22 protein-coding genes are annotated in these 21,681 nt (G+C 64.1%); 20 read left to right on the top strand and 2 right to left on the bottom strand.

The genetic code is table 11. From position 1 onward, the window contains the following. The first annotated feature begins 3 nt into the window (after nucleotides 1-3). The 18 genes from ACDC67_RS09660 to ACDC67_RS09575 all read left to right on the top strand — a co-directional run bounded on the left by ACDC67_RS09660 (nucleotide 4) and on the right by ACDC67_RS09575 (nucleotide 17,383). Nucleotides 4-474: a GspH/FimT family pseudopilin gene (locus ACDC67_RS09660; RefSeq protein ID WP_376692662.1), complete on the top strand. Its 471-nt coding sequence runs from the start codon at nucleotides 4-6 to the stop codon at nucleotides 472-474. Further along, on the top strand, nucleotides 467-934 hold the full coding sequence (locus tag ACDC67_RS09655) for a type IV pilus modification PilV family protein (protein ID WP_376692660.1): 468 nt from the start codon (nucleotides 467-469) through the stop codon (nucleotides 932-934). The genes ACDC67_RS09660 and ACDC67_RS09655 overlap by 8 nt, the downstream gene beginning before the upstream one ends. Then, nucleotides 931-1,722, top strand: a complete 792-nt coding sequence (locus ACDC67_RS09650; protein ID WP_376692658.1) for a prepilin-type N-terminal cleavage/methylation domain-containing protein — start codon at nucleotides 931-933, stop codon at nucleotides 1,720-1,722. The genes ACDC67_RS09655 and ACDC67_RS09650 overlap by 4 nt, the downstream gene beginning before the upstream one ends. Beyond that, nucleotides 1,719-2,612 (top strand): type II secretion system minor pseudopilin, encoded by an 894-nt coding sequence (locus tag ACDC67_RS09645; RefSeq protein ID WP_376692656.1) that lies wholly within the window; start codon nucleotides 1,719-1,721, stop codon nucleotides 2,610-2,612. The genes ACDC67_RS09650 and ACDC67_RS09645 overlap by 4 nt, the downstream gene beginning before the upstream one ends. After that, the gene (locus tag ACDC67_RS09640; protein WP_376692654.1) at nucleotides 2,609-3,772 is read left to right on the top strand and encodes a PilN domain-containing protein; all 1,164 of its coding nucleotides are present in this window, start codon (nucleotides 2,609-2,611) and stop codon (nucleotides 3,770-3,772) included. Before ACDC67_RS09645 ends, ACDC67_RS09640 begins: the two co-directional genes overlap by 4 nt. Further along, nucleotides 3,744-4,349 carry a type II secretion system protein GspM gene (gene gspM / locus ACDC67_RS09635; protein ID WP_376692652.1) on the top strand — a complete coding sequence of 202 codons (606 nt, stop codon included), beginning with the start codon at nucleotides 3,744-3,746 and terminating at the stop codon, nucleotides 4,347-4,349. Before ACDC67_RS09640 ends, gspM begins: the two co-directional genes overlap by 29 nt. A 2-nt stretch (nucleotides 4,350-4,351) precedes the next feature. Beyond that, nucleotides 4,352-5,125, top strand: coding sequence for a hypothetical protein (locus ACDC67_RS09630; RefSeq protein ID WP_376692651.1), 774 nt, complete (start codon nucleotides 4,352-4,354; stop codon nucleotides 5,123-5,125). Next, nucleotides 5,118-7,340: a type II secretion system secretin GspD gene (gene gspD, locus ACDC67_RS09625; protein WP_376692649.1), complete on the top strand. Its 2,223-nt coding sequence runs from the start codon at nucleotides 5,118-5,120 to the stop codon at nucleotides 7,338-7,340. The genes ACDC67_RS09630 and gspD overlap by 8 nt, the downstream gene beginning before the upstream one ends. A 39-nt stretch (nucleotides 7,341-7,379) precedes the next feature. Next, nucleotides 7,380-7,805, top strand: a complete 426-nt coding sequence (locus ACDC67_RS09620; RefSeq protein WP_376692648.1) for a hypothetical protein — start codon at nucleotides 7,380-7,382, stop codon at nucleotides 7,803-7,805. Between the two features lie 124 nt (nucleotides 7,806-7,929). Further along, complete coding sequence (locus ACDC67_RS09615; protein ID WP_376692646.1) at nucleotides 7,930-9,483, top strand: hypothetical protein; 1,554 nt, start codon at nucleotides 7,930-7,932, stop codon at nucleotides 9,481-9,483. A gap of 166 nt (nucleotides 9,484-9,649) precedes the next feature. Continuing rightward, nucleotides 9,650-10,957: a hypothetical protein gene (locus ACDC67_RS09610; RefSeq protein ID WP_376692644.1), complete on the top strand. Its 1,308-nt coding sequence runs from the start codon at nucleotides 9,650-9,652 to the stop codon at nucleotides 10,955-10,957. Between the two features lie 44 nt (nucleotides 10,958-11,001). Beyond that, the gene (locus tag ACDC67_RS09605; protein WP_376692642.1) at nucleotides 11,002-11,973 is read left to right on the top strand and encodes a peptidylprolyl isomerase; all 972 of its coding nucleotides are present in this window, start codon (nucleotides 11,002-11,004) and stop codon (nucleotides 11,971-11,973) included. Between the two features lie 10 nt (nucleotides 11,974-11,983). Further along, nucleotides 11,984-12,760 (top strand): ABC transporter permease, encoded by a 777-nt coding sequence (locus ACDC67_RS09600; RefSeq protein WP_376692640.1) that lies wholly within the window; start codon nucleotides 11,984-11,986, stop codon nucleotides 12,758-12,760. Then, nucleotides 12,757-13,938 carry an ABC transporter ATP-binding protein gene (locus ACDC67_RS09595; RefSeq protein WP_376692638.1) on the top strand — a complete coding sequence of 394 codons (1,182 nt, stop codon included), beginning with the start codon at nucleotides 12,757-12,759 and terminating at the stop codon, nucleotides 13,936-13,938. Before ACDC67_RS09600 ends, ACDC67_RS09595 begins: the two co-directional genes overlap by 4 nt. Further along, nucleotides 13,923-14,744 (top strand): glycosyltransferase family 2 protein, encoded by an 822-nt coding sequence (locus ACDC67_RS09590; protein WP_376692637.1) that lies wholly within the window; start codon nucleotides 13,923-13,925, stop codon nucleotides 14,742-14,744. Before ACDC67_RS09595 ends, ACDC67_RS09590 begins: the two co-directional genes overlap by 16 nt. A gap of 70 nt (nucleotides 14,745-14,814) precedes the next feature. Further along, a complete protein-coding gene (locus ACDC67_RS09585) occupies nucleotides 14,815-15,690 on the top strand; it encodes a class I SAM-dependent methyltransferase (RefSeq protein WP_376692635.1) in 876 nt (291 codons plus the stop codon). After that, a complete protein-coding gene (locus tag ACDC67_RS09580) occupies nucleotides 15,663-16,550 on the top strand; it encodes a glycosyltransferase family 2 protein (protein ID WP_376692633.1) in 888 nt (295 codons plus the stop codon). The genes ACDC67_RS09585 and ACDC67_RS09580 overlap by 28 nt, the downstream gene beginning before the upstream one ends. Next, nucleotides 16,547-17,383: a Rossmann-fold NAD(P)-binding domain-containing protein gene (locus ACDC67_RS09575; RefSeq protein ID WP_376692631.1), complete on the top strand. Its 837-nt coding sequence runs from the start codon at nucleotides 16,547-16,549 to the stop codon at nucleotides 17,381-17,383. Before ACDC67_RS09580 ends, ACDC67_RS09575 begins: the two co-directional genes overlap by 4 nt. A 211-nt stretch (nucleotides 17,384-17,594) precedes the next feature. On the opposite strand, the gene ettA is transcribed toward ACDC67_RS09575, so the two are convergent. Further along, nucleotides 17,595-19,265: an energy-dependent translational throttle protein EttA gene (gene ettA / locus ACDC67_RS09570; RefSeq protein WP_376692629.1), complete on the bottom strand. Its 1,671-nt coding sequence runs from the start codon at nucleotides 19,263-19,265 to the stop codon at nucleotides 17,595-17,597. Nucleotides 19,266-19,606: 341 nt separating this feature from the next. Between ettA and ACDC67_RS09565 the strand changes: the two genes are divergently transcribed. Beyond that, nucleotides 19,607-20,581: an NAD-dependent epimerase/dehydratase family protein gene (locus ACDC67_RS09565; RefSeq protein ID WP_376692627.1), complete on the top strand. Its 975-nt coding sequence runs from the start codon at nucleotides 19,607-19,609 to the stop codon at nucleotides 20,579-20,581. On the opposite strand, the gene ACDC67_RS09560 is transcribed toward ACDC67_RS09565, so the two are convergent. Continuing rightward, complete coding sequence (locus ACDC67_RS09560) at nucleotides 20,576-21,229, bottom strand: protein kinase family protein (RefSeq protein WP_376692625.1); 654 nt, start codon at nucleotides 21,227-21,229, stop codon at nucleotides 20,576-20,578. The genes ACDC67_RS09565 and ACDC67_RS09560 overlap by 6 nt on opposite strands. A 136-nt stretch (nucleotides 21,230-21,365) precedes the next feature. Here ACDC67_RS09560 and ACDC67_RS09555 point away from each other — a divergent pair, with 136 nt between their 5' ends. Next, complete coding sequence (locus ACDC67_RS09555; RefSeq protein WP_376692623.1) at nucleotides 21,366-21,680, top strand: FmdB family zinc ribbon protein; 315 nt, start codon at nucleotides 21,366-21,368, stop codon at nucleotides 21,678-21,680. Nucleotide 21,681 lies beyond the last annotated feature (1 nt).

The following is a 21,681-nucleotide window of genomic DNA, read 5'->3' as shown; positions in this document are numbered from 1 at the left end:
CGCTTGCGAAGATCGCCCGCACGCTCTCGTTCCGGCGGTTTCAGCCTGATCGAGCTGATGGTCGTCATGCTGATCGTTTCGATGCTGTTCGCGGTCGTCGGCGTGTCGGTCAGTCGCTCGGTTCGCGGGGCGGAGATTCGCAACGCCTCGCGCGACATCGTGGCCGGCATTCGCCATACCCGTGGCCAGGCCATCATCCAGCGCCAGCAGCAGGTATTCCACGTCGATGCCGACGCCAGGAGCTGGACCGCGGCTGGCCGCGACGCCGTCGAACTCCCCGAAGGACTTGATATCACCATCGAAACTGCACGCTCGGAGCTGACCGGCGAGAACGCCGGCGGCATCCGCTTCTATCCGGACGGCGCCTCCACCGGTGGCAGCGTGGAGCTGCTGGCCGGCGAGCGAACCTGGACGGTCGAGGTGTCCTGGCTTACCGGCGAGGTCAGCCTCAAGCAGGCTTCCGACGATGTGTAATCGGGGCAGGCAATCCGCGCCGCCGCGTGGCCGCGAAGGCGGCTTTACCCTGATCGAGATCATGGCCGCGTTCATGGTCTTTGCGCTGCTGTTCGGGGTGACCCTGCAGATTCTTTCCACCTCGGTCGGCAATACGCGGCTATCGGGCGAGTACACCCAGGCCGCGCTCTGGGCGCAGTCGAAGCTCGACGGGCTCGGGCTCGAACAGATGATCGAGCCGGGCGTGACCCAGGGCAGCTTCAGCGATTCCTACGACTGGACGCTGGAGATCAACGAAACCGAGGTGGTCGACGAGCGCGGCCTCGACGCGCAGGACGAGCTGCCGATCGCCCTCTACCACGTTCGCCTGGTCGTCGAGTGGGGCGAGGGCCGGCGCGAGGCCGTGTTCGAGACCCTGCGTTCGGTCGATATCAACTGGGAGGAGCGCCAGATGCAGATGGGCGACGGGATGCGACCATGAGTCCGCGTGTGCCACCCCCGGTCGGCGGTCGTCGTGAGCGGCTGTTGCGCGCGACTTCGGGCCGTCGCGGATCGGGCTCCGGAACGCGCCGACGGTTCGGCCGCCAGGGCGGCTTCACCCTGATCGAGGTGTTGTTGGCCATCGCGCTGGTGTCGATCATCATGGCCATGGCCTACGGCGGCTTTCGCGCCAGCGTGCGCGCGACCACCTCCGGCGAGGAGGTGATCGAGCAGACCAATCGCCTGCGCGTGGTTCAGCAATTCGTCCGGCGCCAGCTGATGCAGTCGCGAGCGCTCATCATCGAGCAGTTCGAGGACGGCGAGATCGTGCGCTTCCAGGGCGATGGCGAGCACGTGCGTTTTGTATCCCCCATGCCCGGCTACCTGAGCTACGGCGGTCCCTACGTGCAGGAACTGAGCCTCGAGCGCGGCTCGGACGGCATGGAGCTGGTCTACTACTACGCCATGCTCAACGGTTACGAACCCGGCATGCTGCGCGAGGTTTCCGACGGTCGTGTCCTGATGGAGGGGCTGGCCGGCGGCGAGTTCATCTTCCTCGACTACGACGAGGAAACCGGCGAAACTTTCTGGATCGACTTCTGGGAGGAGCCCGAGCGCCTGCCCCTGGCCGTCGGGGTGATGCTCGATATGGATTCCGATCGCGGCCTGGCCTGGCCGGACCTGATCGCACCGGTGATGGTCGATACCAGTCAGTCCCGGGGCCGCACCGTGCGGAGCGCCCGGGACATGATGCTGCAGAGAAATCGCCCGCGGGATTCCGACCGATGAAGCCCGCTTCGAGCAGCCAGCGCGGCATCGCGCTCATCGTCGTGATGTGGATCCTGGTCCTGCTGACTATCGTGGTGGGCACCTACGCCGTGCTGGCGCGCACCGAGAGCATGCAGTCGCGTTTCCTGTTCGACACGACCCGGGCGCGCTACGCCGCCGAGGCCGGGGTTCACCGGGCCGCCTACGAGATGCGCAACACCGATCAGGAGACGCGCTGGGTCCCGGACGGTCGTCCCTACCTGATCGATTTCGGGGCGGCAGAGGTGGAGATTCGCATCACCGACGAGTCGGGCAAGATCGACCTCAACAGCAGCGGCGCGGAACTTCTGTCCAACCTTTTCATCTCACGAGGCATGGATGAGACCGAGGCCTGGCACCTGGCCGATGCCATCGAGGACTGGCGCGACGAAGACGAGTTGCCCCGACTCTACGGTGCCGAGCTGGAAGAGTACGAGGCTGCCGGGTATCCTTACGGGCCGGCCAACGAGCCGTTCGGATCGGTCGACGAGCTGCAGCAGGTCATCGGCATGAACTGGGACCTGTACAAGGAGCTCGAGCCGATGCTGACCGTCCATTCCCGCGGACGCATCAACCCGGCGTTCGCCTCCGCCGACGTGCTGGCGGCGAACCCGGAGATCTCGGCCGAGGACGCGGCGGCTTTCGTGGATGAGCGGCAGCAGTTCCATCCCCGTGATCAGCAGGCCCTTTTTCTGCCCGACGGAACCATGGTCAGCTTGCAAGGGGGTGGCCGCACCTTTAGCATTCGCTCGCGGGCGACGCTGGATTCCGGTACCTGGAGTGAAATACGCGCCACCATTGAACTCGGTGGCGACCAGCGCGGCCGTCCCTTTCGGGTGCTGAGCTGGCGTGACAATGTCGAGGATCGATGAACCAAAGTGCCATCAACGAATACTGGGGCAGCCTCGTTGCCCGCTATCGCGCCGGCCCGCTTCCAGGATTCCTGAAGTGGTGGCGCGGCGAGCTGGCCGGGCTTTTCCCGCAGGGGCTGCGGCGACGGATGATTCCGCCGCGCCCGGTGCTGTGGCTGCTGCCCGAGGCGGAGGGTCGCAAATTCACCGTCTGGCAGGGCGGTGAAGCGCCCGAACAGCGCGATACCTTTGGCGCGGGCGAGGATGCCGGTCTGCTGCGCGATCGCTGGCAGGAGCTGGTCGACGGTTTCGAAGACGGTCAGCCCGAGGTGCGCCTGTGTCTTCCGCTCGAGGACACGCTGCGTTGTCCCGTCGAGCTGCCGCTGGCGGTCGAGGCGAACCTGTCGGAATCGCTGCGTTATCAGCTCGACCAGCTGACCCCGTTCAGCGCCGACCAGGTCTATTTCGACTACGCTATCGCCGAGCGCGATGCCCAGCACGGTCGCCTGAATGTCGACCTCAGGCTGGCCACTCGCGCGCGTGTCGACGCCCTGCGCGAGCGTCTGGCCGCCATCGGGATTCGCCCCCATGCCATCGATTGTCTCGGCGGCGATGTCGAGAACCCCGAGGGTGAGGGGTTCAACATGTTGCCGCTGCATGAGCGGCCCCGCCACGTCTACCGGCGTGCCCGGATCAACTGGCTGTTGGTCGGTGGCCTGGTGCTGGTGCTGGCGATTGTCATGACCGAGTCGCTGTTCCTGCATCAACGCTCCGTCGAGCGTCTCGATCGCGAGGTCGAAGCCCTGCGCCAGGATGCCGATGAAGTGCTCGCCCTGCAGAACGAGCTGCAGGACGCCCTGGCGGCGGCCAATTTCCTGGCCGAGCGCCGTCGTCGCCAGCCGGTGAGCGTGGAAGTGCTCGACGAGATCACTCGCATCATGCCCGACGACATCTGGCTGACGCAGCTGCGCATGCAGGGCACCGAGCTGATGCTCCAGGGGCAGGCCGACCAGTCGCAGCGCCTGATCGAGCTGATCAACGATTCCGAACTGCTGTCCGACGCGGAGTTCCGCGGTTCGGTCAGCATCGATCCCGGCAGCGGCAAAGAGCGCTTCAACGCCCAGGCCCGCATCGAAACCAAAGGAGGGGCGCGTGCAACTGCTGCCGGATCTGGAGAATAATCGACCGCTGGCCGTCGGCCTGCTGGTCATCGTGCTGGTGCTGGTCTACTTCATCGGTTTTCACTGGTTCGTGATGCGTCACGTCGAGCTGGCCGGGCAGGTCGACTCGCTCGAGGAACGCGCGGCGCGCTTCAAGGCCGCCTCCGCCCGCCGTCCCCAGCTAGAGACCCAGCTCGACAGGCTCCAGGCCGACCGGCTCGACAACGCGCTGTTCCTGCCCGAGCCCAGCTTCAACGTGGCGGCGGCCGGGCTGACGCGCCGACTTCGGGATATCATTCAGCGCGAGGCCGACGATGCCGAGCTGTGCCGCATCGTGTCGACGACCAACCGGCCCGACGACGAGCCTGAACGATTCGAGCAGGTGACGGTCAATGTGCGCATGAACTGTCCGCTGCCCGACTTCACGCGGATCCTCTACCAATTGGAAGATAACGTGCCGCTGATCTTTGTCGACAACCTGATCATCAACCAGCGTATCGCCGCGGATCGGGCGGACCGGCGCGGCAGCTCGGGATACGGCCAGCTGGATGTGCGTTTCGACATCTACGGTTTCCTCTCCCAGCAGGCGGAAGGCTGAGCGTGTTGGATTTCCAGCGCAATCTCCTCACTTCCCTGCTGGCCGTCGGCATTGGCGCCCTGGTGCTGGCCGGCGGCGTGGTGGCGCTGCTGATGGGGCGTCCGGACGTGGACTCGATTCCGCCCCGGGGTGATACCGAGGCGGCCGAAGTGCAGGTGGACGTGCCGCAGACCGGGCTGGAGGAGTTTTCGTCGTACTCGGCCATTGTCGAGCGGCCGGTCTTCTTCTCCGACCGCCAGCTGCCGGTGGTCGAGGCCCCGGGCGACGAAGAGCAAATGGCGCTCGAGGACGAGGAAGAAGAGGTCGAAGAGGTCAAGGATCTCGAGGCCGCAGTGGCCGGCATCGTTATCACGCCGGAGCTGAAGCTGGCCATGGTCTCCGACGAGCAGGCCGGCAAGACCTTCGTGCTGCGTGAGGGCATGAGCCTGGAAGGCGAGCAGGCGGCCTGGAAGCTGGAGGCCATCGAGCCCCGGCAGGTCAGCTTCGTCTCGGTCGACGGCCGCAAGACCGATCTGGAGCTGCGGGTCAACACCAGCGGCCTCACCGTTCCGCCGTCGGCATCGAGCTCGAGCGACGAAGATTCCCAGCAACAGCAACAGCAACAGCAGGAAGCCGGGCAGCCCGACCAGCCTGCCGACGAGCGCCAGGCCAGCGACGAAGCGCGGGCCCGGGCCGAGGAAATCCGACGCCGCGTCGCCGAGCGCCGGGCCGAGTTGAGGGCCGAGGCCGAGCGGCGTGCGCAACAAAGACAGCAAGAACAGGATAACAATGGCTGAATTGAATCGACCGAGCACCATCCGTTCCCGCACCGTGTTCGCCCTGCTGACCCTGCTCAGCCTGGCGCTGGCCGGCTGTGCATCGACGAGCGAGAATGCCGAGGAACAGGGCGACACGCGCCTGCGGCCGGGCCAGAGCGCCGTCAGCACCGCGACCCGCGAGGCCGATCGCGAAGGCATTCGCCTCGGTAGCGGTGAAGACGACGGTGACGCCGACGCGGACTTCGAGGAAACCGAGATCTACCCCGGAACCGGTGTCTTCATCGACGATAGCGCTTCCAGGCCGCGCGCCGAAGCACCCAGCGACGACGGCGACATCACCCTCAATTTCGAAGGCCAGGGCATCCAGGAAGTGGTGCAGGCCATCCTGGGCCACATGTTCGAGGAAAACTACGTCATCGCGCCGGGCGTGAGCGGCGAAGTCACCTTCTCGACCGCCAAGCCGATCAAGCGCGACCAGGTCATGTCCGTGCTCGAGATGCTGCTGCGCTGGAACGGCGCGACCCTGATCTGGCGCGAGGGCCGCTATCACGTCGTGCCCGTGTCCGACGCGGTGGCCGGCAACCTGGTCCCGCGCACCGACTCGGCCAGCAATGCCCGCGGCTACGAGGTGCTGGCCGTGCCGCTGGAGTTCGTCTCCGCCGGCAAGATGGCCGAACTGCTCGAGCCCTGGGTCAAGGAGGATGCGGTCTTCAACGCCGACAACGCGCGCAACCTGCTTTTCCTGGCCGGTACGAAGTTCGAGTTGAGCAACTACCTGCAGATCATCGAGACCTTCGACGTCGACTGGCTCGAGGGCATGTCGGTGGGCATTTTCAACCTCGAGCGCACCGAGATCGACGACCTGTTGCCCGAGCTCGAGGCGGTCTTCGGCGAGGAGGGCGAGACGCCGCTGGCCGGCATGTTCCGTTTCATGCCGCTGGAGCGGCTGAACGCCATCATGGTCATCACGCCCAACGAGCACTACCTGGACGAAGCCGAGAAGTGGATCAAGCGGCTCGACCGCTCCAGCGCCCAGGGCGGCGCCCGGCTCTACGTCTACCGCGTCAAGAACCTCGAGGCCGACGTGCTGGCCGGCTACCTGGGTGACCTGTTCGGCACCGGTGGTGGTCGAAGCGGCCGTTCGCGGGAGTCGGGCAGCTCCCTGGCGCCGGGCCTCGAGCGCGCTTCGGCGAGCAGCGTGAGCGACTTTCAGCAGTCGCGCGGGCGCGACAACAACGAGAGCCAGTCCGGCAACGACAACCGCAACCGGAATACCGCCGGCGGCATGGAACTGGGCGAAGACGGCGGCGTGCGGGTGACCGCGGTGATGGAAACCAATTCCCTGCTCATCCAGGCCTCGCCGAGCGAGTACGACGGCATCCTGTCGGCGATCGAGCGGCTCGACGAAGAGCCGCTGCAGGTCCTGATCGAGGCGCAGGTGCTCATCGTCGAGCTCAATGACCGGCTGCGCTACGGCGTCAACTGGTTCCTGTCCAACCAGCATCCCGACGAGGGCGGCGCATCGCTGCCCGACGGTTTCGCGGGTTCACGCGATGAGAACTCCCTGCAGATCAGCGGGTCCGACGTGCTGGGCACCATCACGCGCCGCGGTGTGGACCGGACCTTCGTGGCCGCCACCATCGATGCGCTGGAGACGGTATCGGATGTGCGCACCATTTCGTCACCCAGCCTGGTGGTCCGCAACAACTCGGAAGCCAGTATCAACGTGGGCGAGCAGGTGCCGGTGCAGTCCACCAGTTTCATCGGCGGCAGCGGCAGCGACGGCGGTCGCTTCGGGAGTGTCCAGTACATCAATACCGGTACGATTCTGGAAGTGACCCCGCGAGTCAATCCGGGCGGCCTCGTCTACCTGAAGCTGCGCCAGGAAGTCTCCTCGCCGGGCGAACGTCCCACCGAGGGAAGCAACACCAATCCCCCGGTCAATACCAGGACGCTCCAGACCGAGGTGGCGATCCAGTCCGGGCAGACCATCATGCTCGGTGGAATGATCCGGGAGGAAACCGGCAATACACGGAACGGTGTCCCCGGGCTGCAGCGGATCCCCTTCCTCGGCGGCTTGTTTCGAAGCACCAGCCGCGACAGCGTTCGTACCGAAACGCTGGTTCTTATCACGCCGACGGTCGTCGAGACCACCGAGCAGCTCAGGCGGGTATCCGACGATGTCCGCAGCCAGTTCGAGGCTCTCAAGCCGCTTCGTGAAGGCGGACTTTAAGTTTTTGGTTTATTTTCAACAAGTTAAAGGATATTAGACTTGAGTGACATCAGAGCAGCAACGATTTCCGCCATCCTGCTTTCGGCGATGGTTCTCGCCGGTTGCCAGCAGGAGGCCGAGCAGCGCCCCGCGCCCGAAGTGGTGAAAGAGCGGGCCCAGGCGCGCTGGGATGCCCTCGTCGACGAGGAGTTCGCGACCGCCTGGGACTACTACACGCCCGGGTTCCGGCAAATGGCCCCCCGCGACGATTTCGAGGCGGACATGGGCGCTCGCCCGGTCCAGTGGAACGCCGCCAGCGTGATTTCTGTCGAATGCCAGGAAGAAGACTCGAAATGCGAGGTCCTGACCGAAGTGACCTATCAGCCATCGGGTGGGCCGAAGGAGCTCCAGAGTGTCGAGGTCACCCGCGATTTGCGCGAGGAGTGGCTGTTCATGGACGGCCAGTGGTGGTACTCGGCCCAGTGATTGCTTTACATTTCGATATCAATTAGCATAGAATGGCACACGCTAGGACAGGTTCGGTAAGAACCGTTCTTGTCCTGCTGTGTTTGCACAGAGCCCTGTGTCCAACAACTTTAGGAGTGTTGTAATGAAAAGAAACACCTTGACGACGGCTGTTCTGGCTGGTCTGACGGGTATGGCGGGCATGGTCAGCGTCGCTAGCGCTGTCAACGTCAACCCCGAAGGTCTCGGTCAGGTTCTGCTGTATCCGTACTACACCGCCCGAGGCGGCAACGATACCGTCATCTCGATCGTCAACACGACCGAGCGCGGCAAAGCTGTCAAGATCCGCTTTATCGAAGCCCTGAACTCGCGCGAAGTACTTGACTTCAACATCTACATGTCCCCCTATGACGTGTGGACCGGTGCAGTCACCGCCGAAGGTGAAGGCGGCAAGCTGACGACCGGCGACAACACCTGCTACGTGCCGAACTTCGGCGGCGAGCAAGAGTTCCTGCAGTTCGGTTATGCCGGCGACGGTGGTCCCCAGGGCCGCGAGCGTACCGCTTCGGGCTACATCGAAGTGATCGAGATGGGTACCATGGTCGCTCAGCCTGGTGGTGAGCCGGGTGCTGGCGATCCGGGCATCATCCCGTGGTCTGCCAAGCACGTCGACGGCGTTCCGCGCGATTGTGCCCGTCTGGAAGCGGAATGGACTGAAGGTGCAGGACTGTTCTGGGAAGATGCCGGCGATTCGACCTTCGGCTTCGACACCGAGCTTGGCGCCAGCGGTGGACTGTTCGGCTCTGCCAACATCATCAACGTTGCAGAGGGCACCTTGCTGTCCTATAACGCGACTGCCATCGATGGCTTCTGGGCTGCCGGAGACATGAACCACAGTGAGCCGGACTCAGTGCTGCCGGACTTGTCGGATGGTTCCAATTCCGAAAGCTTCGTGTTCGACAACGGTGCTCTTGAACAGCACACGTGGCCGGCGCCTCTTCTCGCAGTCAACTCGGCCCTGACGCTGGACCGCCTGATGAACGAGTACGTCACGCAGGCCGATACCTTCGCTCAGACCGAGTGGGTGCTGACCCTGCCGACCAAGCGCTTCCACGTGGACCCGGAAATTGGCGACGCTACCGCCAATAACCCGATTCCGCCGTTCACGCGTACCTGGCACATCAACGGCGACGGTTCCCTGAACCTGCCCTGCGAGGACATGGAGTACAGCTTCTGGGATCGCGAAGAGCGTGAGCCCAGTCCGGAAACGGGTCCGCCGATCGTTTCGCCGCGCCCGCCGCAGGAAGAAACGCCGCAGTTCCAGCTGTGCAAGGAAGCCAACGTGATTCGCTTCTCCAGCGGTGGCGAAGATACGCCCGACACGACCGAGATCCTGAAGGAGACGGCACGTGAAGGTCAGTACGAGCGCCTGGGTTACACCAACTTCGAGCTGCCGTATGATGCTGGCTGGGTGCTGTTTGACCTGGCTGAGGTTCCGGCTGACTCGCCCACGTTTGGCGACTTTGGCCCGCGACGCCAGAGCGTTCCTGCAGATGACGGAACAGTCGTCGAAGGTCTGCCCGTCGTTGGTTTCCAGGCCACGACCTACACCAACGGTCAGCTCGAGGGCGGTAGCGTGCTCGCCAACTACGGTGGTGCCTTCAACCACCGCGGTTCGCGCTCGTTTGTTGCCGAGTAAGAGCTAGTTGGTTATCGGTCCGAAAGGGCTGCAACCAATATGCAGGGGTCATCCACCGGGTGGCCCCTGTTTTTTTTGATTGAACGGAACTTTTACCTTGTCTTCAGGCTCTACTAGCAACCGGGCGGCTATCCTGCGTCCACCAGATGATCTGACGGAAACACATATGAAAAACTCGCTTTCCATCGTCCCGCTACTGTTGATCGCTTTTGTCCTCACCATCTCGAGCCCGGCCGCCGCCGAAGGCAAGAAGCTGTTCGTGAACGGGCAGGAGTTCGATTGCAATCTCGAGGGCACTGCATTGATCGATTCCGCAGGGGATCTCCAGATCGAGGTTGATAACCTTGCCTGTCTCGGTGGCTTTGGATTGAGCTCCCTTTTACTCCAGCCGCCTGTTGTGTCGCCTGGAGATAGTTTCTATGCCGTATGGGCATCCACGGGTGCGGATACTTGCGACATCAACGCGCCGTCAGGTTGGACGGTGCCAAATGTGGGCCTCCAGGGCCCGATTACCATTGCTGTGCCTGAGTCTGCTGACAGCGGCTCTTACACGATCAACCTGGAATGCACCGATTCATCCGGTGCGACGCATCCTACCGACGCAACCCTGAACGTGGAGGAGTCCCTTCCCGAGAATCCTCCGGAATCACCGGAGATTGCGCGCGAAGTTCTTGAGCCTGTTGCCCCGGGCGAGATCAAGTTGACGTGGAGCAGTTCAGCGGATGCAACCGACTGCGAAGCTGAAAGTACACCGGAGATTGGTGAATGGGACGGGTCCGTCGGAATCGGCGAGAATCAGGAAATCGTGCTTTCTGACCTTGGTGTTGGCAGCTACACGTTCGCACTGCGTTGCTCTAACTCCGCCGGCGATTCACCCTGGGAATCAGTCAGCGCCACGATTGCTTCGTCCACCCAATGCGCCGATCGGCAGCCGCCCTCCGGATGGGCTCGTATGGGCGAGGCGGGAACGAGTGCCTGCTACTGGCAGGATGGATGGAAATCGAATGACTGCACAATCTGGGATGGCGGTATCTCCAATGTCCCGTTCTATGAAGAAACCGGAAACTCGCACCGACTGGCATATGCCGGGCGACCTGACGCCGAGCAGTATCTGGCAATTGAACTCAATACCAGTGGTATGAGTTCCAACGACAATGGCCGTCTGCAAGCTTCTTCCTCCGATCCCTTTGCAGCCTCGGCCCGTGCGCTGGTGACGATTTCCAGCTGCCCCGGTGATTTCCACGAGGCGGAAGTTATGCAGGACACCGGTTGCTATGGTTCGGTGTCCACGTTCTCGCAATCCTTGAACTGGGGGGGCGCGACCTCTGGCGAGACCTGTGTGCTTGAGTCTGGCAAAACCTACTATTTGAATATCATACCGACCACTTCTCCAGAGGGCACTGATCCGGAAATGATTGAGCCGCATCCAAACTGTGAAGAAGATGTCTGCGGCAGGGTCACAGCGTGGCAGTAAATTTTTTAGCGCAGTAAAGAATCAGAATTCAAGGATTTAACGAAATGGCAAGAGAGCTCAAGTTTCTGGTGTTCACCATTGGCCTCGTCCTGGTTGCTCAGTCCGTTGTAGCCGAAACCGTCGAGCGATCCCAATGTCTGGACTTTCGGTCGGAGATATTCGTGCAACGTGAAGGTGCCGTGGTTACACACGCTGATGTTGACGCCTTTCTTGCAGCTCGTGTGCCGGAAGAGCAGCTTCAGGTCTTCCTCGAGAGTCCGGCCCGAGTTGCCGAGATGCTCGAAACCCTATTGTCGACGTACGCAATGGCCGAAAGAGCGAAAGATGCCGACGTGACCGAAGACTCTAATGTTACGGCAGGTCTTCATATGACTGTTGCCCGAGAGCTGGCTTCGATCTATCGTGATCAGTACCTGGCCAGCAATCGGTTGGAAGACTATGCAGATGCCGCAAGGGAGCTTTACCTCAAGGATCCCGAGCAGTTCAAGGCACAAGAAACGTACAATCTTCACCACATCCTGATTGAAGAAGCGGGTGATCGAAACTCCCCCGACAAGATGAAGGAAGCGCTGGATGTTTACGAACGCCTGGCTACAGGAGCTGATTTTGAGGAAGTTGCCGAAGGCTTGGAAGGTGACAACGAAAGAGCGCAAGATGTAGTTTTGAACAACGTAAGCCCGTCAGAGCTCGTCAGCCCCGTCCGCGCTGTTCTCGCTGGTGCCGAGGAAGGCCAGCTGATTGCGCCCGTCAGGAGTCAGTACGGGTGGCATGTCGTTCGCCTTCAGTCACTTAATGTTCCGGAAGCTATGAGCTGGGAAGAAGCTCGACCAAGGGCAATCAGGCTGGCGAGGCAACGCCACGAGAGGGCTTTGCTTGAGCGTTTGCGGAAAGAAGTTCAGAGAGAAGAGAGCCAGATCGCTGAAGGCGCTGTTGCAAAGCTGCTTGGTCGCTTTGACGTAGAGTGGTCTGAGCCGATCGATTACGACAGTATCCAGGCACAGATGCGTTCCAACTAATTGCACTCCCTTGCAGGAGCGTAGACGGCAGGTTCTGTCCCAGTTGATCGCACGGGAAGTGCGGTCGCGTTTCGAGGGTAGCGGTAGTGGCTGGCTTTGGTTGATTCTCACGCCGCTTCTCTTGCTTGCCGTGTATTCGTTCGTTTTCGGGGTGATCTTCAAGGCACGAGTGCCGCCTGGTCTGGATATTCCATTCGTGGCTTGGCTTGCAGCTGCCCTTTGGCCTTGGCTGATGTTTTCGGAGGGAGTCCTACGCGGAGCTCAGGCAATACGAAATCACGCAGCTCTGATCGCCAAGGTGGCTCTCACGCGAGAACTGCTGGTGCTCGCAGCTGTTTCTGCCGTCTTCATCCTTCATCTTGCGGGCTATATCGCAGTAGTCGTGGTGCTTGTGCTGATCGGCGTAGAGCTGCATTGGCCAGCGTTTCCCCGCCTTCTACTGGCCCTGACCACGCTCTATATTCTTACATCTGGCATGGCCCTCGCCCTGTCCGCCATCCAGGTCTACGTTCGAGACCTTGAGCAGGCCCTGCCCACGGTTTTCATGCTGTGGTTCTTTTTAACGCCCATTCTCTACGCGCCGTCGCTTCTGCCTGAGCAGTACGCGGGCCTGCTGGACTTCAACCCCCTGACCTGGTGGATGAACGAGATCCGCTCGGCGCTGCTTCACGGTGAGTCCATGCCCAGCTGGCCGGCGCTGGCACTTGCAGGCGGATCGCTCGCCGTGCTCTGGCTGGGCCGGAGCATCTTCCGCCGCCTTAGTCCGTACTTCGAGGACTTCCTGTGAGCGAACCGCTGCTGAGCCTCCAGGGTGTCTCCAAGCGCTATCCGCCCACGGTGCGTTCGTCGCAGCGACTGCGGGCGTTCTGGCAGCTCCTCTGGCACGGACGCGCCGAAGGCGGTACGAGCGTGCTCGACGATGTCAGCTTCGATATCGTTCCCGGCCAGTCGCTGGGCGTCATCGGTTCCAATGGGGCTGGAAAATCCACCCTCCTGAAGGTCATTACCGGGGTGCTCGAGCCCACCACCGGTGTCATCCGCAAGCGTGGCAGCGTGGCGGCGCTCCTCGAACTTGGCGCCGGCTTCGACCCGGAGTACACCGGCCTGGACAACCTGCGCATGAACGCGGCCTTCCTGGGGCTCTCGCGCAGGCAGGTCGACGAGAGCCTGGACGACATCCTGGCATTCGCGGACATCGGCGATTCGATCGACGAACCGGTCAAGCACTATTCCTCGGGCATGGTGGTGCGGCTCGGCTTCGCCGTGGTCGCCTCGGTCCGGCCCGACCTGCTGATTACAGATGAAGTGCTGGCGGTCGGGGACGAATCCTTCCAGAAGAAGTGCATTCGCTGGATCGAGCGCTACCTGGCCGACGGCGGCACCCTGCTGATGGTTTCGCACAACATGTACCAGGTGCAGAAGCTGTGCCGGCATGCCCTGTGGCTCGAGGCGGGCAGGGTGGCGCGCTACGGCGACGTATTCGACGTCTCCCAGGCCTACCTGGCCTGGCACGAGCGAAAGCACGCCCGCCAGGACGCCCGGGCCGGCACGCGCAACTCCAACGCGCCCTACCGCATCGAACGGCTGGCGCTGGCACCGGCTGAGGACGACAATACGGTCGTGGCCATGGGCGATCGCCTCGATGTCGAACTCGAACTCTCGGCTCCCGACGATCGCCCGCCCGTGGCCGTGGTCGGAATCGTTCGCGCCGACGGCACGCCGGTCTATGGCGTGGGCACCGACCACGACAACGTGGAGCCGGTCGAGACCGCGCCGGGCCGATACGCGGTCGCGATCGGATTCACCGGGCTCAACCTCCTGCCTGGGGGCTACGCGGTGCGCGCACACGCCCTGGACTCCGAGGGCTTGCGCATGCACGACACCGTCGAGATGACCTTTACCGTCACCGGCAAGACGCGCGAAGTCGGCCTGGTGCGGCTCGCGCACGAATGGCAGCGCCCGTGACCGTCGTCGTCGTCCCCGTTTTCAACGCCCCGGAAGCCACCCAGCGCTGTATCGAAGCGCTCCGGGCCACCCTGGATTCGCGCCAGCCGGTCATCGTGGTCGACGACGCCTCGGACGACGCGCGAGTCGGGCCACTGTTCGAGTCCCTCCCGCGCCAGTGGACGCAGGTGAGAAACCAGGCGAACCTGGGCTTCGTGGCCAGCGCCAACCTGGGCATGACCATGGCCTCCGGCCAGGACGTGGTCCTGCTCAATGCCGATACCCGGGTCACCGATGGCTGGCTGTCGTCGATCGAGGAGTGCGCCGCATCCAGCGAGGAAATCGCTTCGATCACGCCCCTGACCAATAACGGGGAGATCGCCTCGATCCCGGAATTCTGTCGGCCCAACCCCTGGCCCGACCATCCCGAGCGCTGGGCCCGGGCCTGCCGGGACTCCGGCGCGCCGCAATATCCCGAGGTGCCCACCACCGTGGGATTTTGCATGTACATGCGCCGCGCCGCGATCGACCAGGTCGGCCTGTTCGACGAAGCGGCGTTCGGACGGGGCTACGGTGAGGAAAACGACTGGTGCATGCGGGCGATCCGGGCCGGATGGCGCCACGTGCTCTGCGACAGCGCCTTCGTGGCCCACGAGGGCGGGGCGAGCTTTGGCCCGCTGGGCCTCAAGCCCGGCGGAGAGGCGATGCAGACCCTGCTCTCGCGCTATCCCGACTACATGGAGCGCGTCCGCGACTTTATCGAAGCCGACCCGATGGCCGAGCGGCGTCGCGAGATCGTCGAGGCCTACCGCTCGTTGGGTGGGTAAGGTGCAAGCGAAAGCCGCCCCGTGGCCCCCCGGGTTAAACTGGCAGCCGCACTTGATCGACGCCCGCTAAATGTCAGAGCAGCACCAACTGGATTTCACCGGCGAGCGCTTTACGCCCGAATGCGTGCGCGAGATGGCCTACGAGCATTGGCATCGCTATGCCTGGGCCGCCGAGCTGGTCGCGGACAAGGAGGTTCTCGATGCGGCCTGCGGGGAAGGCTACGGCAGCAACCTGCTGGCGGCGCGGGCCCGATCCGTCACGGGGCTGGATATCGGCGAGGCGGCCGTGGCCCACGCGCGCGAGCGCTACCGGCGCGACAACCTGCAATTCGACCAGGGTAACGCCACGAAACTGCCCTACGATGACGGCAGCTTCGACGTGGTCGTTTCCTTCGAAACCCTCGAGCATCTCGAGGCGCAGGAGACACTGCTGGCCGAGTTCCGGCGCGTGCTGCGGCCCGATGGATTCCTGGTGATCTCCTCGCCCGACCGCAAGACCTACAGCGACGAGACTGGCTACGACAATCCCTTCCACGTCCGCGAGCTTTACCGCGATGAACTCGAGTCGTTGATCGAATCGAGCTTTCCGGCCTTTCGGCTCTTCGGTCAAAAGCTGATGTTCGTCTCCGGCCTCTGGAGCCTGGCCGATGCGCAGGGCAGGCAGTTCCTGACCGACGAAGGGGGTTCGGTCAGCGCGGCGAGCTCGCCGGCGTATCCACCGCTGTACTTCATCGCCGTGGCGGCCGCCGAGGCGTCCATGCTGCCCGACGTGCCGGGTTTGTCGCTGTACGGCGACAGCGAGGAATCGGTCTATCGCCACTACGATGATGAGGTGGCCAAGCATATCCGCGCCGGACAACTTCTGGCCGAGCGCGAGGCGGAGATCGAGCGCCTCAGGGCCCGACTGGCGGCGCCCTGGTGGCGAAGACTGTTCGGCGGCTCATGAGCGGCGCGGGCGACGCCTATTCCCGCGTGACCGCGGTCATCGTCAACTACAACTCCGGCCGCTGGCTGGGGCGCTGTATCGACAACCTGCGCGGCCGGGGCGGCACCTCGCCGGAAGTGATCGTCATCGACAATGCCTCCGGCGACGGCAGCGTCGATATCCTGCCCGCGATGCCGGGCGTGACCGTGCGCCGGGCCCATCGCAATCTCGGCTTCGGGCGCGGCGTCAACCAGGCGCTGCGATCGGTTCAGACCGACTACCTGCTGGTCATCAACCCCGACTGCCTGCTGGTTCCCGCCTCGCTGGCGCGACTGGTCGAGGAGCTCGACCAGCAGCCCGATGTGGCCATGGCATCGGGCCGGGTCTTCGACATGCGCGGCGTGGAGCAGCGCGGCAGCCGTCGCCGCCTGCCCACCCGCCGCCAGGTTCTGTCGGAGGTGCTGCCCTTCAGCCGGGTCAACGGCATCGACCTGACCCACGAGCCCGCACCCGACGAGGCGACCGACGTCGAAGCCGTCTCCGGTGCCTGCATGCTGATTCGGACCAGGGCGCTGGAGCAGATCGGCGGCTTCGATCCCGGTTTTCACATGCACTTCGAGGACCTCGACGTGATGGCCCGCTTGCTCGAGTCCGGCTGGCGCATTCGACTGGTGCCGTCGGTGTTCGTATCGCACGCCGGCGGTGTATCGTCGCGACGGCGACCGGTTGCGGTGATGTGGGCCAAGCACAAGAGCCTGTGGCGTTATCTCAACAAGCACTGCAGTGACGGTTGGTCCTGGATGAGCCGCGCCATGTGGTGGCTGTTCATCCATCTTCATGCCGTGATCATGACCCCCGTTTGCGTGATCGTGCGGCGATGAGTGAAGGCGCGATCATCCTGCTGCTCGGCGCCAGCGGGGCGGTCGGGCGCTGCTTTCTCGACCGCACCGCCGGTCAGAACGTTCGCGTGATCGCGATTTCACGCCGCGACCCGGCTCGGGCCTGGTCACACGTGACCTGGATGCGGCACGACCTCGAGCGCGCGAGCGCCGACGTGCGTGCCGGCACCCTGGTCAGCTTCGGCCCGATCGCCCATGCGCTGTCCCAGGTGGAGCAGGGCATCGGGCTCGGCCGCGTGATTGCGTTGAGCTCGGCCAGCACCCTGTTCAAGAAGCACTCGCCGGATCGCTCCGAGCGTCGTCAGATGGCGGGGCTGGCGCGCTGCGAAGCGGCGCTCATCGAGGCCTGCCGGGAGCGCGATATCGTCCTGACCCTGCTCAAGCCCACGATGATCTACGGCGGCGGTGACGACGCCAACGTTCGCCGCATTGCCGGGCTGCTTTCCCGCCTGCCGATCGTGCCGGTCGCCGGGCGAGGCCTGCGTGCCCCCGTGCACGCCGACGACCTGGCCCGCCTGGCGGTCGAATCCGTCATTTCGGGACCGAAGAGCGCCGGCACCTGGTTGCTCGCCGGCGGCGAGACCCTGGTCTATCCGGACATGGTGCGCCGGGTCGCGGCGGCGGACGGCCGCAGCATCCGCGTGTTGCGCCTGCCGGCGGCGCTGATGAAGCTCGCCATCCGAGCCGCCCACCTCGGCAGCCGGATGCTCGACATCAAGCCCGCGATGATCGATCGCCAGGGCATGGATCTCGTGGTCGACGATACGCCGGCGCGGGAGCAGTTGGGGTGGGATCCGAGGCCGTTCAGACCCTGATTGGGTGAAACTCCAAGTTCCAAATTCCAATTTTCAAACAAATTCGAAATCTCAATGTTCGAATGACCAAAACAAAGGCCCTGGGGATCCAGCGGATGGTGGCCGTTTCGATCATTCGAACATTGGAGTTTGTTTGGGATTTGGTGCTTGGAACTTGAAAATTCCGGCGTCGGCCGGCGCCACCGACCGGTGACGCCGCCCCCAACATAAATCAGGTCTTCAACCGCTTGTACTTCAGCCGATGCGGTCCGGCCTGGTCGCCGCGGCGGCGCTTGTAGTCCTTTTCGTAGTCGGTGAAGTTGCCTTCGAACCACTCCACGTGCGAATCGCCCTCGAAGGCCAGCACGTGGGTGGCGATGCGGTCGAGGAACCAGCGATCGTGGGAGGTCACCAGCACGCAGCCGGGGAAGGCCAGCAGGGCCTCTTCGAGGGCGCGCAGGGTTTCGACGTCGAGGTCGTTGGTGGGTTCGTCGAGCATTAGCACGTTGGCGCCGGAGTGCAGCACCTTGGCCAGGTGGACACGGTTGCGTTCGCCGCCGGAGAGCTGGCCGATGCGCTTTTGCTGCTCGGAACCCTTGAAGTTGAAGCGGCTGGCGTAGGCGCGCGCCGGGATACGGTAGTTGCCGACGTGGATCTCGTCGGCGCCGTTGGAGATTTCCTCCCACACCTGGCGGTCATCCTGCAGGCTGTCGCGCTTCTGGTCGACGTAGCCCAGCTCGACCGTGTCGCCGACCTCGATGCCGCCGCGGTCGGGTTCTTCCTGGCCCGAGATCATGCGAAACAGCGTGGTCTTGCCGGCGCCGTTGCCGCCGATGATGCCGACGATCGCCCCGGGCGGCACCTTGAAGCTCAAATCCTCGATCAGCAGGCGGTCGTCGTAGCCCTTGTAGAGGCCGTCGACATCGATCACCTTGTCGCCCAGGCGCGGGCCCGGCGGAATGTAGATCTGCTGGGTCTCGTTGCGTTTCTGGACTTCCTTGGAGTTCAGCTCCTCGAACTGCTTCAGGCGCGCCTTGGACTTGGCCTGGCGGCCCTTCTGGTTGGAGCGCACCCACTCGAGTTCGTGCTTGATTTCCTTCTGGCGGGCCTGCTCCTGCTTTTCCTCCACGGCCAGGCGTGCTTCCTTCTGCTCCAGCCAGGACGAGTAGTTTCCTTCGAAAGGAATGCCGTGGCCGCGGTCCATCTCCAGGATCCAGCCGGCGACGTTGTCGAGGAAGTAGCGGTCATGGGTCACCGCCATGACGGTGCCGGGGAACTCGTCGAGGTAGCGCTCGAGCCAGGCCACGGATTCGGCGTCGAGGTGGTTGGTGGGCTCGTCGAGCAGCAGCATGTCGGGCTTCGACAGCAGCAGGCGGCACAGCGCCACGCGGCGCCGTTCGCCGCCGGAGAGCAGTTCGATCTTCGAGTCCCACTCCGGCAGGCGCAGCGCGTCGGCGGCGACCTCCAGGGTGCGCTCGATCTCCCAACCGCCGGCCGAGTCGATCTTGTCCTGCAGCTCGGCCTGCTCGGCCAGCAGTTCGGTCATCTCGTCGTCGCTCATCGGCTCGGCGAATGCCTCCGAGATCTCCTCGAAGCGCACCAGCATGTCCCTGAGCTCGCCCACGCCGTCCATCACGGACTCGCGCACGGTCTGGTCCTCGGGCAGTTCGGGCTCCTGCGGCAGGTAGCCGATGCGGATACCCGGCTGCGGCCGCGCCTCGCCTTCGAACTCCTTGTCGACACCGGCCATGATGCGCAGCACCGTCGACTTGCCGGCGCCGTTGAGCCCCAGCACGCCGATCTTGGCGCCGGGGAAGAACGACAGGGACACGTCCTTGATCAGGGTGCGGTTGGGCGGCACCACCTTGGAGACGCGGTGCATCGTATAAACGTATTGGGCCATGATGCTTGCTGCTGGTTACTTGCCAGTGGGTGGATGTGGGGGCGAGTGTAGCGGATTGCCACCTGCAAAAAGGTTTCAGGGTTCAGGGTTCAGGGTTCAGGAGCGTGTGGCGGGGGCGGTGGGTTTGTTGCCGGCAACCCGTGGGCCGTGCGAGCCTTGCGCAGAAGAGAAACCGGGAGCTGAGGCTCGAACTCCGACCGGTGTGAGTTTCGGGCTCGTCCCGCCTCTGCCCGGCGAAGCCGGCCCCCAGCCCCCTCCGCGCCGCCTGAAACCTGAACCCTGAAACCTGAAACCTTTTTTCCGGCTAACCTGTGGCGATTGAATCGAACGAAGGCAAACCGATGCGAGTGCTTGTAACCGGCGGTGGCGGCTTCCTCGGCCAGGCGATCGTCCGCCAGCTGCTCGAGCGCGGCGACGCGGTCTCGACCATCAACCGATCGGACTATCCGGAGCTGGCTGAACTGGGCGTGACTTGTCACCGGGGCGATATTGCCGACCGCGAGGCGGTGATGGCCGCCGTCGACGGCGTCGACGCCGTGGTCCATGTGGCCGCCAAGGCCGGGCCGGGGTTGTATGCGCCGGATTTTGTCGCCGCCAACGTGGTGGGCACCGGCAACGTGATCGACGCCTGCCGCAAGCTTGGTGTGCGCTACCTGGTTCACACGTCTTCGCCCAGCGTCGTGCACGCCGGCGGCGATATCGACGGTGGCGACGAATCGCTGCCCTATCCGGATCATTTCCCGGCGCCGTACCCGGCCACCAAGGCCGAGGCCGAGCGTCTTGCGCTGGGTGCCAGCGGCGAGGAAATGAAGGTCTGCGCCCTGCGTCCCCACTTGATCTGGGGGCCGGGCGACAACCAGCTGCTGCCGCGCCTGATCGAGCGCAACCGGGCCGGTCGCCTCAAGCTGCCCGCACCCGAGAAGCTGATCGACACGGTCTACATCGACAATGCGGCCGAGGCCCATGTCCAGGCGCTGGACAATCTCGTCGGTAAGGGCACGGCCGCGGGCAAGGCCTACTTCATTTCCAACGGTGAGCCCAGGCCGGTCGGGGAGATGCTCTCGATGATGCTGTCGGCTGCCGGCGAGACGCCGAAGCTCGGCCGGGTGTCGCCGCGGGTGGCCATGGCGGCCGCCACCGTGGTCGAGTGGCTCTGGCGCGCGCTGCGCAGGCGCTCCGACCCGCCCCTGTCGCGCTTCGTGGTCGAGCACCTGGCTACCGCGCACTGGTTCGATATCTCGGCGGCGGCGCGCGATTTCGGCTACCAGCCCAGGGTCAGTATCGAACAGGGCCTTCGACGGCTGTCGGATTCATAGTCCCCTGCGCCGCGCCCAGTTGTTGATGCGCTCGATGCGCGAGCGGCGAACCAGGTGGCGGTCGAGCTCGTCGACGCGGTCGTAACTGCCGTACTTGAGCTTGACCCAGGCATTGAGGTCGATCTGGCGCAGGTAGTCGAACAGCCAGCGGTTGAGCGGGCGCCACCCGCTCTTGCGCACGATCGCGGTGCCCAGGTCGATGATCACCGGCCGGCCGTCGCCGGCGACCATGACGTTTCTTCGGCTCTTGAGGTCGCCGTGAGCGACGCCGCGTTCGTGCATGCCGGTGATCGCCTGCCTGAGCCGGTCGAAGAAGTGCTCCGGGTCGACGGGTACCGCGTGCTTGAGCAGCGCACCGTCGACGTACTCGACGGCCAGGTGGCAGCCCCCGAACAGCCCGTAACAGCGCGGGAAACCGGGCACGTCGGCGACGCGTCGATAGGCGCGGAATTCACGCCCGAGCGAGAAGCGTCGCGCCCGCCAGGCCAGGCCACGGCCGCGCGGTGTCTTGACGGCCAGGTCGAAATCGCCGGTCCGCACGCGTACGATTCGCCCCTGGTTGCTCTCGGCCACGACCGGCCAGTTCGCGGGCTCGAAACCCTCGAACAGTGCGGCGAGCTTGTCGGATGGAGGTGCTGCCAACGGCATACGCGAATCATAGCGGATTGGCACCGCGCTTCCGGGCGGGCGATAATACCGGGATTGGTTCGATCCGGGCTCGAAAACCGGGCCCGCGACCCCCACTATACGCACCAACCACGGACCCACACGGGGATTATGAACAATGCCGATCTACGAATATCGCTGCCAGTCCTGCGGTCATGAACTGGAAAAATTGCAGAAGATTGCCGACCCGCCGCTGGTCGACTGCCCCGAGTGCGGCGCGCCGGCGCTGACCAAGCTGATTTCGGCCGCCGGTTTCCGCCTCAAGGGCAGCGGCTGGTACGAGACCGACTTCAAGAAGGACAACAAGCGCAATCTCGCCGGCGACGGCAAGAAGGAAGGCAAGTCCGGCGGCAAGTCGGACTCGAACAGCGACAGCAAGTCTTCCTCGGACGGTTCCGCCAAGAGCAGCGCGTCGACCGGGCAGGCGGCCTGAG

The organism is Wenzhouxiangella indolica (assembly GCF_042310355.1).
Classification (GTDB): domain Bacteria; phylum Pseudomonadota; class Gammaproteobacteria; order Xanthomonadales; family Wenzhouxiangellaceae; genus Wenzhouxiangella.
This window is presented reverse-complemented; position numbering and strand designations above follow the sequence as displayed.